The sequence below is a fragment of the Candidatus Aminicenantes bacterium genome, from assembly GCA_026393855.1.
Taxonomy (GTDB): domain Bacteria; phylum Acidobacteriota; class Aminicenantia; order Aminicenantales; family UBA4085; genus UBA4085.
The window spans coordinates 103,361-116,179 of record JAPKZJ010000007.1 but is presented as its reverse complement, the minus strand read 5'-3'; the positions used below and the strand labels follow the sequence as shown (position 1 = coordinate 116,179).

Here is a 12,819-nt window from a genome sequence, read left to right as displayed (position 1 = left end):
CGCCGAGAACGACACGACGTTGAAGCCCGGGGATACAAAGCGGATGGTCATCACCTGGCTGAAGGCGGCCGGCTCGCGCCCTCTGACGTTGATCGTTGATCCCAATGACGCGGTGAAGGAAGCGGACGAAGCGAACAATACCCGGGCCTTTCTCGCTCAGGTGAAATGACCGGTCCGGTCACAGGAACGGCAGGTATCGCTCCACCTCATAGGGGCTGACCTGCTTGTCGAACTCGGCCCCCACGTTCTTGCGGTAGTCCTCGATCTCCTGCCGCTTGTTGGCGATGAACTTGGCGAAGATGTGGTCGCCCAGGGTCGCCCGGACGAGCGGGCTTTTCTCCATCAGCTTGACGGCTTCTTCCAGGTCGCGGGGCAGATTGGAGATATGGTGCCTCTTCTGTTGGGCTCCGCTCATCTCGTAGATGTTCTCCTCGACCGCCTCGGGCAGGGGCAGGCGGCTGCGGATCCCGTCCAGTCCGGCTGCCAGCATGGTCGCGAAAGCCAGGTAGACATTGCAGCCGGGGTCGGGCGAGCGGAGCTCGATCCGGGTGGCCTTCTCCTTGCCGGGCTGATAGCGGGGAATCCGGATGTAGGCCGAGCGGTTGCGCTGGCCCCAGGCGATGTAAACCGGCGCCTCGTAGCCCAGGATCAGCCGCTTGTAGGACACGGCCCATTGGCTGAACACGGCCGAGGTCTCGCGGGCGTGGGCCATCAAGCCGGCGGTGTAGGCGTGGGCGGCGGCCGAGAGGCCGTAGGGATCCCGGCCGTCGAAGAAGGCGTTCTTGCCTCCCTTCCAGAGCGACTGGTGGACGTGCATGCCGCTGCCGTTCTGGCCGTTGATCGGCTTGGGCATGAAGGTCGCGTAGAGGCCGTGCGTCCGGGCCACCCGCTTGACCAGGTAACGGACGAGCATGACGATATCGGCCATCTCGAGGGCCGAGGCGAAGCGCAGGTCGATCTCGTGTTGGCCGTGGGCCACTTCGTGATGGTCGTATTCCGACGGGACCCCCATCCGCATCAGGAGCAGGAGCGTTTCCTTGCGGATCTCGCCGTGGCGCCCGGCGAAGAAATAGCCGCCCTGGTCGAGCGGGCGCGGCTCGCGGTCGTTGGGGAAGATGAAGAACTCCAGCTCCGGGCCGATGAAGAAGCCGTCGAACCCGAATTCCTTCGCGGCTCCGGCCAAGGCCCGCTTGAGGACATGCCGACTGTCGGCCGGGGACGGCTTGCCCTCCGGCGTCCGGATGTCACCGAACATCACCGCCTCCCGCCAAATCGTGTCGTCGGCGGCCCCGCGGTAGGTCCAGGGCAGCACTCGGAAGGTCGTCGGGTCGGGCTTGATGACCAGGTCGCTCTCCTCGATCCGGACGAAGCCTTCGACCGAGGACCCGTCGAAGCCCTTGCCGTCTTTGAAGGCGGACTCGAGCTCGGAGGCGGGGAAGGAGAACTCCATCGGCCGGCCGAGGATATCGGCGAACAAAACCCGGATGAACTCGATCCGCCGCGAGGTGTCGCGGACCGCCCGCAGGACCTCTTCGGCGTCGGCGAACCCGAAATCCTTGGCCGGGCCTTTCTTTATCGTCGGCATGATCCCCTCTCCTTCCCGGGGCTTGTGGAAAACGGGCCGATCCCTTAGACTGGGACGCAGCGGGCCCCCCGGCTTATGATTTGTCGGCCATTTTAAAGCGATTCCGCCGGGGTGTCAACGGCTCCCCTCCAGCCGGAGGGCCGAGCCGGGAAGGAGAGCGCGATGATCGAGGCGATGGATAGAAAGCTGGTCCGAGCTCTGAACGCCAACGCCCGCAAGAGCTACCGCGAGATGGCCAAGGAGCTGGGCACTTCCACCACCGCGGTCATCCGCGGCATCAAGAAGCTGGAAGCCTCCGGCGCCATCAGCGGATACATCCCTGTCGTCGACCCGGCCGCGTTTGGGTTCGACCTGACCGTGGTCGTCTCGCTGCGGATCAATCAGGGCCGGCTCCTGGAGGCCCAGCGCCAGATCGCTCGCGACCCGCACGTGGCCCTGGTCCTCGACGTCACGGGGGAGTGGGATTCGCTCGTGGTGGCCCATTTCCGCGGCCGCGAGGATCTCAACACGTTCCTGAAAAAGATCAACGGCATGAGACAGGTCGCCCGGACGGTCACCCACATCGTCCTCAACTCGATCAAGAACGAGCGGCGCCTGGCCGTTTAAATACTCTCCATTCCCGATTGGCTTTTTACTTGATTGTCTCCCGACTCCGGGAAGATCTACGCGGTTCGGGGTGCCGGCCAACGGCGAAACCGCGCGGGTTTAGACTTTTTTGCGAACCTCTTCGAGGGAACCGGGCTTTCCCGGCGCCGAGGGATGTTTGAGCACGTGATGATCATCGGGAACGAGACAGAGTGGGGTGTCGTGCAGATTGAAGAAATCGAATGTGCGGAGTTCCGCAGGCGCCGAGAAGAGTAGCGCGAAAAAGGCGTGAAAAACCCGCGCCGCCGGGACGGCACCCCGGACCGCGCCTCCCGGAGTTGGGAGACGAACCTTTTTATTGACAGGGGGGAGGATTGTGCCATAATTCCCCTGCTTCAAGCGCCACACGAACCACGGAGGAACGATTGCCAAAAAAAGTCTACGAACCGGTCGGACATCATTACATTGTCGAGGCGTCCGGCTGTAATTCCAAGATCATCGGAAGCGTCGAGAAGGTTCAGGATATCCTGGTCAAGGCGGCTGAGATCGCCGGGGCGACGGTCTGGGCCATCTCCTTCAGCAAATTCCCGCCCAGCGGCGTCAGCGGCGTCGTGGTCATCTCCGAGTCGCACATCTCCACCCACACTTGGCCGGAGCGCCGCTACGCCGCCCTGGACATCTATACCTGCGGCAGCCACGTCGATCCCGAGAAAGCCGTGGTCTACGCCGTGGAGTCTTTCGGCGCCTCCTCTTCCCACATCACCGAGATCACCCGCGGCATCGACGAAGGCGACTCCCGGTTCTTCCACTCCTTCGTGACCTGGGAAGAGGACTTCAACAAGCATTTGATCAAGAAAAGCGCGAAGTAAAATTGTAAAGTATTTTTACTCGAATTCCCCGAATCTATCCCTCTCCCGTCCGTAATACCTGCCGCAGGCGCTTGGCACAATTCATGCTTTTAAGATGGGCGGGTACACCGCATGAGAAAATCGCCCCACGCTCGACTGGGATATAATGGAAGAGTGAAAGGGCCGGCTCAGGACATTTGGATTCTCCTCGCCGCTTTGTTTCTGGCGTCGCCCTTGGCCGCGACCCAAAACGCCTCTATCGCCGCAGCCCCTTCCGATGCCGTTTGGGATCTGATGTCGCGGGCCTTCGAGACCGGCGACCTCGACGGGTACTCCGACGCTTTCGCCCCCGCTTTAAGGGCGTCGGAGACGCGCCGAGCGGCCGATCTCCGGAACACTTTTCATATGAGGTCCGTCCTCTTCCGCGTCGCCGGCCGGATCCAGGAACCGGACGGCCGGGAGCGGGTCTTCCTGCAAGTCTTCTTCCAGAACGATCTCTCGGCCATGCTCGAGAACTGGCGGGCCGTCCTCGTCTTGCAAGACGGCGTCCCGCGCATCGTCGAGAAGGAGGTGTCCGGGAGCGTCAGCACCCTCTACAAGCTCCGCCTCCCCTCCGGCCGCGCCTCGCGGGCCGGGCTAGTCGAGATCGGCCATCAGGACTTCCGCCTAACTTTTACCGATGCCACCGTCTACTACGACAACCTGCCGGATTTTGAGACCGGGCTGATCGTCCTGGGCGACGGGCGCCTCCGGTTCTCGCCCGCCAGCGAGACCGAGCGCCATCAGCTCGAGCTCCGCTTCGGGACACCCGAGCTCGAGGACCGGGTCGAATCGGCCTACTTGCGGTTCTCGCCCAGCTACTTCAAGTCCCACATCCGGATCGAGGGCGAACAGCCCATGGGGCCGCCCAGCGACGAATCCAAGGCCCAGGCCAACAGGGCTTATGCCTTATACAGCGCCGACTATGCCGGTTCGTTCACCGTCGAGAACTCCCTGACCGGCGAGCCGATGACGTTCCTGCCGCAGGGAGATCAAGTCGTCTTCGACCTGAAGGCCCGCAAGGCCGGCGACCTGACTTACATCTTCTCGCCTTTTTCCGAGGACGAGATCCACCTGGCCGGCCGCAACCCCGACCGGATCATCAACCTCTACTCGCCCGGCTCGAAAGAGGGCGAGCTCAAACGAATGTTCGTCTCCTTCGGCGAGCAGATGGATATCCTCGGCTATCAGATCGACGTCGATTTCCAGCCCGACAAGCTGTACCTGTCGGCCCGGGCCCGGGTGGACATCGCCGCCCGGTTGGATTCCGTGGACAGCCTGAAGTTCAACCTCCATCCGGCTTTCGACATCCTCCGCGTCCAGGACCAGGACGGGCGATCCCTGTTTTACACCCAGGACAAGTCGCGCGGCCTGCTCTATATCTACCTGCTGACGCCGCTGCCCAAGGGCGGCGCGGGCTGGATCGAGGTCTTCTATCGGGGCGTGTTGGACCCGCCGGCGCCGACGATCGACGCCCTGGCCGACGGTCAGGTCGGCACCTCGATCTCGCTGGCGACTCCGCGGTTCGAGACGTTCCTTTACAGTCAGTCGGCGGCTTGGTACCCGTCGCCTTCCCAGGACGATTATTTCCAAGCCAAGCTGCGGATCGTGGTGCCGCCCGGATTCTCCTGCATCGCCAACGGCCTGCCGACGGAGCAGGGGGTCGTCAACAGCCTCGGGCGGGTCACGGCGCTGGAGAAAGTCGGGCATCCCTATTTCGGGTTCGAGACCAAGACGCCCGTGAAATCCTTGGCCTTCCTGGTCGGCCGGCTTTCGCCCATCGGGGGCGGCGTCTCCGTCGACCCGGTCCCCGTGGAAGCCTTCTATGCCTCCGACATCCGCCTGCCCCGCCGAACCTTGTTGGACGAGAGCCGGTCGATCCTGAAAGCCTTCAGCGATTGGTTCGGTCCCTATCCATTCGAAAAGCTGACCGTCGTCCAGCGGCAGTGGCCGACGGCGGGCGGGCACAGCCCGGCCTCGTTCGTCGTCTTCAACGAGCTGCCGCGCTCGGCCGACGGGACGTTTGCCCTGGAGGCGGAGACGCCGGTCAGTCTGGGGCGCTTTCGGGTCGGCTACTTGGCCCACGAAATCGCCCACCAGTGGTGGGGCCAGGGAATGACCTGGGCCACCTACCGGGACCAGTGGCTGAGCGAGGGGCTGGCCCAGTTGGCCGCGGCCCTCTATCTGCGGGACAAGGAGGGCGAGGGCGCCTATCGAAGCCTGCTCAAGAAGTTCGCCCGCTGGACGGTCAAGAAGTCCGACTTCGGGCCCGTCACCATGGGCATGCGCCTGAGCCAAGTCGATTTCAGCGCCTACCAGTCCATCGTTTACGACAAGAGCGCTCTGGTTCTGGGCATGCTCTTGGATCTGCTGGGCGATGAGCCCTTCTTCCGCGGCCTGCGCGGCGTATTTGCGGCCAACCGCGGCCGGGCCGTCCGCACCGCGGGCTTTATCCAGGCTATGAGTGCCGCTGCCGGGCGCGACTTGAAGCCGTTCTTCGACCTCTGGCTCAATTCCCACTTGCTGCCGGAGATCCGGGTGTCCCATGTCGTCCAGACGGTCGAGGGCGCGAAGGTCCTGCGCTTCCATGTCACCCAGACCGGCCCCTCGTTTGTCTTCCCCCTCTGGGTCTCCTGGGTCGAGAACGGAAAGACGATCCGGCGGATTTTGGATGTGGATACGGCGACCAAGTCGTTCGATCTGCCCTGCGGCGGCCGTCCGAGCCGGATCTCAATCGATCCCGACGGAATCTTCCCCGGCCGGATTCTTTGACTAGAAGGCGTCGACATTTATCCCTAAACGCTTGATCATCTCGTTCAGGGTCGTCGGCTTCAGCCCGAGCGCGGCGGCGGCCGCTTTCTGCACGCCCTTGGCCCGCTTGAGCGAGGTCTCGATCAGCCGCTTCTGGAAGCTCAGGGTTTGCTCCTTGAGGTCGAGATCGCCTTCGGGGAGCGGAGCCTCCGGGCCGTTCGGACCGGTCGGCGCCAGCAGGAAGGCCGGCAGGTTCTCCCGGGTGATGATGCGGGACTTGGCGAAGACGACCGCCCGCTCGATCATATTCTCCAGCTCCCGGACGTTGCCGGGCCAGGAGCTTTTCTCCAGGATCTCCAGAACGTCCTCGGAGACGCCCTCGATGTCCTTGCCGTTCTCCTTGGCATAGTGCGCGACGAAGTGCTTGACCAGGAGTGGAATATCCTCCTTGCGGGCCCGCAGGGGAGGAAGATCGATCTTGATGACATTCAGCCGGTAATAGAGATCGCTGCGGAACGTCTTCTGGCGGATCAGCTCCTCCAGGTCCGTGTTGGTGGCGGCGATGATCCGGACGTCGACATGGATGGTCTTGGTCCCGCCCAGCCGCATGAACTCCCGCTCCTGGATGACCCGCAGCAGCTTGGCCTGGGTTTCCAGGCCGACCGAGGAGATTTCGTCGAAAAAGATCGTCCCCTCGTCGGCCGCCTCGAACAGCCCCTGCTTCTCGTTGACGGCGCCGGTGAAGGCGCCCTTGACGTGGCCGAAAAGGTTGCTCTCCAACAGGTCGGGGGGCAGCGAACCGCTGTTGACGGTGACGAAGGGCAGGCCGGCCCGGTTGGAGTTCTGGTGGATGGCCCGGGCCACCAGCTCCTTGCCCGTCCCGCTCTCCCCCTGAATCAGAATCGTCGACCGGGTCGGAGCGGCGGCTCGAATGAGCTCGAAAACGCTTTCCATCACCTTGCTCCGGCCGAGGATGGCGCCGAAGCTGAACTTGCGCTCCAATTCGCCTCGCAGCCGGACGTTTTCGGCTTGGAGGCGCTTGTGCTCCAGGGCCCGCTCGATCGTCAGCAGAAGCTCCTCGTGCTTGAACGGCTTCTGGACGTAGTCGAAGGCGCCCCGCTTCATGGCCTCGATAGCCGACTCGACCGAGGCGTTGGCGGTGATGATGATGACCAGGGCCTGAGGGTCGATCCGGCGGACGGCCTGCAGGACATCCAGACCGTTCATCCCCGGCATGAGCAGGTCGAGCAACAGCAGGTCGAACGTCTGTTGGCCGAGCTTGGCCAGACCCTCCGCGCCGTTGGCCGAGATTTCGACCTCGAAGCCCTCCGAGGTCAGAAGCTGCTGCAGGACGTCCTGGATGATGGGCTCGTCGTCGATGACGTGGATGCGGGCGGGCTGGGTCATGGGGTCACGCGGGGGAAGAGGTGGGATCGGGCTTGGGCAGGCCCCGCCGCCGGCGGTCGAGGTCCTTGGGGATGGAGATGGAGAAGCAGGTGCCTTGGCCGGAGGCGCTGCGGACGGCGATCCGGCCTTCGTGTTCGGTGATGATGGCGTGGCTGATCGACAGGCCCAGGCCCGTCCCCTTGCCGACGCCCTTGGTGGTGAAGAAGGGGTCGAAGATGCGGGCCAGGTGCCGCTCCTCGATTCCGGACCCGCTGTCGCAGATCTCGATGACGGCTTCGGCTTCCGTCTCAGCCAGGGAGATCCGCAGACGACCGCCTTCGGGCATGGCGTCCAGCGCGTTCAGAATGATATTGATGAAGACCTGCTGCAGGCGCTCGCCCTGGGCCCAGATCGGCCGGACCGGGGCCAGGTCGAGGTCCAGGACGATGGACATGGTCTTGAGCTTGTAGTCGATGAGCGAGAGGATCTCCTGCAGGCTGTCCTTGAGGTCGACCCGGTGGAAGGCCAGGTCGGACGGGTTGCGGGCGAAGCTGAGCAGGTTCTTGATGATCCGAGAGACGCGGTCGGTCTGGGCCTCGATCTTGCCCAGGACCTGGGCCAGGTGGGTGTCGGTCAGGTTCTTCTGCAGCATTTGGACATAGCTGGAGATGCCGGTCAGCGGGGTGTTGATCTCGTGGGCGACGCCGGCCGAGAGCAGCCCGATCGAAGCCAGCTTTTCCGAGGTCACCAATTGCTGCTGCAGCTTGATCTTGTCGGTGACGTCCTCGAAGACGATGATCGTGCCGTAGGGCGCCAGCCGGTTGTCCAGCAGCGGCGTCTTGGCCACGTCGAAGATCCGCTTCTCGCCCGAGGGCAGGCCGATCGGGATCTCGCTCAGCAGGTTGAAGGCTTCCTGCGTGCTGGTGGGGTACAGGGCGGCGTAGGCTTCCGGGTCGAGGACGGCCGACAGGCGCCGGCCGATGACCTCGGCCTTACGGAGGCCGAACGAGCCTTCCATGACCCGGTTCCAACCGATGATCCGGCCGCCGGTGTCGAGCACGGTGACGCCGACGGTCAGGCTTTCGATGATGTTCTCGCTGTAGTCCTTCAGCCGCTCCAGCTCGGCGGTCCGGACCCCCGCCTGCTGGTAGAGCGTGGCGTTCTCGACGGCCAGGGCGACGGGCGAGGAGATGGTGGTCAGAAGCTCCCAGTCCTCCGAGGACAGGAAGTTCGTGTCGGCCTTTTTGCCCATGGCCAGGCAGCCGACCAGCTTGCCCTCGACTTTGAGGGCCAGGAAGTGCTCGAACCCGTAGCTCGAGAGCTGCTCGAACTTGATCTGCAGCTCCCGTCGTTCGGTCATGCCGAAGAGCGACAGCGAGTCGCGCCGCCGCAGGATGTCGTGGATCTCGGGGTCGAGGCGCAGCCGGGCCGGCAGAGCCTCCGGGCCGCCGCGGGCCCCCAGGACCACGAAGTCCGGGCTGTCCGCCTCGGCCGGCAGAAGGAGCGCGATCGTCCGCAGGGACAGAGCGTTGCCGATATGCTCCAGCAGCGACTGGGCCAGGGACTCCATGTTGCGTTCGCGGCTCAGCTCGCGGCTGATCGAGAGCAGGGTCCGGCGATATTCGTAGCTGCGCCGGTAGAGGACGCGGTCGAAGAGCGACTGGAAAAGCTTTTTCAGCGGGCCGAACAGGGTGGCGCCCAGGATGAGAGCCACGACGCCCAAGCCCAGCGCGTTGACCCGGTTTTCGACGAAGATCCGGGTCTGGGAGCTGACGACGAGGTAGACTAGGGCCAAAACGAAATAGGAGAAGACGAGTGTGGCGGCCTTCTTCAGGATGACTTCCAAGTCCATCAGCTTGTAGCGGGAGATGGAATAGGCGAACGACAGCGGAATGAGGGTCTGGAGCAGAATGGTCAGCTCGCCTACCTGGGAAGGGGCCTGGTCGGCCAGGAAGGGGACGATGTACAGGATGGTGAAGGGCACGACGCCGAAACCCAGCCCGGTGACGATCCACTTGAGCTGCTTGCGGACGAGGAAGGAGGGGTGGCGGAAATAGCTATGGGCGATGGTGGCCAGGGTGATCGTGGTGTAGAGGGCGAAGTGGAAAAGATCGAGCTTGGCCAACAGGCCGTTGACCTGCAGGACGAGCGCATCGCTCATGCTTTTAATCAGGGGCAGGAAAAAGAGCGCCCGGGCCAGGAGCAACAGCAGGCCCGGGATGTAGAGCAGGAGCAGGAGCCCGGGCCGGTCCTTGATGACTTTCTTGCGCTGGGGGAAGATGAGGAAGAAATGGAGCAGCAGCGGCGGGAAGACGCAGAAGGCGATCTTGTCCAGCCAGTAGAAGACGCTGTCGACCGCGTCCAGCTCGCCCGTGGCCGAGAAGACGTAGAACATGTAAAGCAGGACGGAGAGAAGATAATAGTAGATGTTGGTTGCGGCCAGGGGATGGCCCGAGTTGAAGAAGACGATCAGGGCGATGATCAGGGTCATCAACCCGATCAGAGCCAGGTAATAATAGTAGATGGGCGTGCCCTTCTGGGCCAGGGTCAGCGTCGGCGGCAGCAGGTACCCGCCGCGGCTGATCTGATAGGTGACCTTGCGGCCGGATCGGGAGGCGATCCAGAGCTGCTTGACCAGGTCGATCTTGGTTCGGATCCTGTTCTCGTCGATGGATAGGAGGACGTCGCCCTTTTTAACCCCGCCGTAGAGGTAGGCCGGGCCGTTGGGATCGAGCTTGACCGCCGTCAGCCCCTCCGGCCGGAGCTTCCAGACCACTCCATCCGTAGGCTCCTGCCAACCGATCCGGCGGGCGATGTTCCATCCGCCCAAAGCCACCAGAATGACGATGGGGGCCAGGAGCCAGTAGTTTTTCTTCCGCATTAGGAACTGATCCAAAAAATTGAATTCAGTCTATAATAAAGATTATAAAGGGTCAATCCCATCCCCGGGAGCTCTCGTCAATCCAGGATATGGCGGGCGCTGGACCGCACGGCCCATTTGCGGCCGGTCTGGCTCATCATCCGCTGTAACGTCCGGTCCTGGAGAAGCCCGATGGTTTTTGTGTTGCGCGACAGGATCGAGCCCATGTAATCGGATTTGGGGCGGATTTGGGCATCGTTCTGGGGCGTTGCGGCCGGGGCGAGGGCCACGGAAAGCGTTGCCAAGCCGAGCCACAGGATCATGGCCCATCCGGTTCCCCGCCTGCGATCGATTGGCGACATCGACTCCAAGTTACATGCAACGGCCCGGGGAAGTCAACACCTCCACTCTGCCGAAGCGTCGGTGCTACGGTGCTGCGCAATCCGTCCAAGTTGGTCGGTGGTCTAAGCCTATTAGGACGGCAAAGTCAGTTGTAGTGCTGGGTCGGAGTGCGCTGGCTGTGCTAGAATCGCCCCATGCCGAACCGCCCCTTCCGCATCATCTTGGGCGTCGCCTGGGCTCTGATGGCGGTCGTGGTCGGCCTGGCTTTCGTCCTGGGCCGCCCCATCTGGGCCTTGGACGCGACGGTGGTCGGCCTCCTCCTCTGGGGCGTCTATCTCCTGCGCCGGATGCTCAACCTCACGCCCCTGCTCTTCGCCTTGGCGGCGGGCATCGGCATCTTCCATGCCGCCGCCGTCACCGGGCTGTATGGGATGACCTTTTTCGGGTTGGAATACGATTCCTATGTCCATACCTATAACAGCATCGCGGTCGGCCTGCTGGCTTATCAATACATGAAGAAATTCGCCGTCCGCAAGGCCGAGGCGGCGCTCATGGCCATGCTGATCACCCTGGGCATCGGGCTTTTCAACGAGCTCGTCGAATTTGTCGGCTACCGGATCGGCGGCCGGGGCGAAGGCTGGTTTCTTCTCGGCGAGGGGGACATCGGGCGCGAAAGCGCCTTCGACAACCTCATGACGGACTTCCTGCACGATTTTCTGGGCATGGCGGCGGGGGTGGCCGGCGCAGTCTTGTGGCAGGCCCGGACGGAGCATAAAAAAGGCACATCTCCTAACTCCGGGAAACGCGGCTAGGGGTATCGTCCCGGCGGCTTCGGCCTCTTCTCGCCTTTTCCCACAGCTCTCTTCGGCGCCTCCAGCGCTTCGCAGTCCTCGTAGGGACGTCGCTTCGATCGTCCCCGCGAGGGTTGGCTTCCCTCAGAGAGCTATGGAAAAAGGCGCCGGCCTCGCTATTTCGCCGTTGGCCGATACTCCTATCCGCGTTCATTTCCCGGAGTTGGGAGATGATTTTAAAAAAAAAGGGGCGTTAACGCCGTGCCCCCCCCCGGAGTATATAAAAGGAAGACGGGCCCGAGGTATTCTTATGCTTCGTTGACACGGGCGATGGCCTCTCCTATTATCCCCAGTGGCCTGGGGCTAATAGGACTGCCGAGCCCGGCCTAAGATGGGCCTTGTCGCGAAAGGATTTTTGATAGCTTAATGCCCTATTTCAAGTGCCGATTGGCCGCCGAGGACGGGAAGATCTCCGGCCGTTCCGTCCTGGCCGGCTCGGCCGCGGAATGCCGCCGCCGCTTCGAGTCCGAGGGCTTCTGCGTGCTTTCCATCCGGCGGGACTGGCGCAAGCTCAACGTCTCGTTCGGCGGAGACAGGAAGCTGCGGGACCGGGACTTCATCACCTTCAATCAAGAGCTGCAAGCCCTGGTCCGGGCCGGCTATCCCGTTCTTCGCGCGGTCGAGATCATCTCCGGCCGGACCAAAAACGCCTCCCTGCAGGATATCCTGCGCCGGGTCGAGGCCGACATCCGCCAGGGCAAGGCCCTGAGCGAGGCCTTCTCGCCGTTTGAAAGACGGTTTTCCAAGATCTATATCGCTTCGCTCATGGCCGGCGAAACGAGCGGCAACCTGCCCGAGACGATCGGCCAGTATATCGTGTACGCCCGGACGATCTCCAAAACCCGCTCCCAGGTTCGGGCGGCCTTGATCTATCCGAGCATGCTGCTCGTCTTCTCGATCGGCCTGCTGGGCATCATCCTCAACTTCGTCCTACCCAATTTCGCCTCGTTCTATGCCGATTTCGAGGCCCGCCTGCCGTTCCTGACCGTGGCCCTGGTCGGCTTCGCCAAGTTCGTCCGGGCTTACTGGTACATCTGGTCCCTGCTGACGGTCGGCGCCGTCCTGATCTTCCTTCAGCTCCGCCGCCGCGAATCGACCCGGCTCTGGCTGGAGCGCCAAAAGCTGCGCCTGCCCTTGGGTAAGCTCATCTGGGTCGAGTCGGGCGTTTCCGCCTTCAGCCGGACGCTGAGCCTGCTGCTGCAGGCCGGGATCCCCGTGCTGAGCAGCCTGCCCCTGGCCATTCAAGCCATCCCAAACAAGTACCTGGCTTCGCGGGCAGCCGGCATCCCCGACCGCATCCGCAACGGCGAGAGCCTGTCCCAAGGTATGATCGAGGCGGGGTTCTTTCCCCAGCTGGCCCTGGACATGGTCCGCATCGGCGAGACCTCGGCCAACCTGGGCGGCATGTTAAGAGAAGCCTCCGACGTCTTCGACGAACGCATCCAAACGCGAATCGACACCTTCGTCGGGCTGATCGAGCCGGTCATCATCGTTTTTATGGGAGTCCTTCTGGCCGGAATGCTCATGGCCGTGTACCTCCCGATCTTCAATATCATCCGCGTGGTGCGCTGA

The 12,819-nt window shown here is 63.1% G+C and carries 9 protein-coding genes; 5 read left to right on the top strand and 4 right to left on the bottom strand.

The features are described from left to right. Positions 1-178: 178 nt before the first annotated feature. Positions 179-1,585 (bottom strand): glutamine synthetase family protein, encoded by a 1,407-nt coding sequence (locus tag NTZ26_00740; GenBank protein MCX6559014.1) that lies wholly within the window; start codon positions 1,583-1,585, stop codon positions 179-181. Positions 1,586-1,747: 162 nt separating this feature from the next. On the opposite strand from NTZ26_00740, the gene NTZ26_00735 reads away from it, so the two are divergent. From NTZ26_00735 to NTZ26_00725, 3 genes are all read left to right on the top strand, one after another. Next, on the top strand, positions 1,748-2,191 hold the full coding sequence (locus NTZ26_00735) for an Lrp/AsnC family transcriptional regulator (GenBank protein ID MCX6559013.1): 444 nt from the start codon (positions 1,748-1,750) through the stop codon (positions 2,189-2,191). A gap of 404 nt (positions 2,192-2,595) precedes the next feature. After that, positions 2,596-3,039, top strand: coding sequence for an adenosylmethionine decarboxylase (gene speD, locus NTZ26_00730; protein MCX6559012.1), 444 nt, complete (start codon positions 2,596-2,598; stop codon positions 3,037-3,039). A 153-nt stretch (positions 3,040-3,192) separates the two neighbouring features. Further along, positions 3,193-5,829: a M1 family aminopeptidase gene (locus tag NTZ26_00725; GenBank protein MCX6559011.1), complete on the top strand. Its 2,637-nt coding sequence runs from the start codon at positions 3,193-3,195 to the stop codon at positions 5,827-5,829. Here NTZ26_00725 and NTZ26_00720 read toward each other — a convergent pair whose 3' ends face one another. The 3 genes from NTZ26_00720 to NTZ26_00710 all read right to left on the bottom strand — a co-directional run bounded on the left by NTZ26_00720 (position 5,830) and on the right by NTZ26_00710 (position 10,377). After that, the gene (locus NTZ26_00720) at positions 5,830-7,215 is read right to left on the bottom strand and encodes a sigma-54 dependent transcriptional regulator (GenBank protein MCX6559010.1); all 1,386 of its coding nucleotides are present in this window, start codon (positions 7,213-7,215) and stop codon (positions 5,830-5,832) included. It lies immediately after the preceding gene. Between the two features lie 4 nt (positions 7,216-7,219). Continuing rightward, the gene (locus tag NTZ26_00715) at positions 7,220-10,075 is read right to left on the bottom strand and encodes an ATP-binding protein (protein ID MCX6559009.1); all 2,856 of its coding nucleotides are present in this window, start codon (positions 10,073-10,075) and stop codon (positions 7,220-7,222) included. A 77-nt stretch (positions 10,076-10,152) separates the two neighbouring features. Then, positions 10,153-10,377: a hypothetical protein gene (locus tag NTZ26_00710; protein MCX6559008.1), complete on the bottom strand. Its 225-nt coding sequence runs from the start codon at positions 10,375-10,377 to the stop codon at positions 10,153-10,155. 213 nt (positions 10,378-10,590) lie between these two features. Here NTZ26_00710 and NTZ26_00705 point away from each other — a divergent pair, with 213 nt between their 5' ends. After that, positions 10,591-11,208: a hypothetical protein gene (locus tag NTZ26_00705; GenBank protein ID MCX6559007.1), complete on the top strand. Its 618-nt coding sequence runs from the start codon at positions 10,591-10,593 to the stop codon at positions 11,206-11,208. Between the two features lie 405 nt (positions 11,209-11,613). Beyond that, positions 11,614-12,819: a type II secretion system F family protein gene (locus NTZ26_00700; GenBank protein MCX6559006.1), complete on the top strand. Its 1,206-nt coding sequence runs from the start codon at positions 11,614-11,616 to the stop codon at positions 12,817-12,819.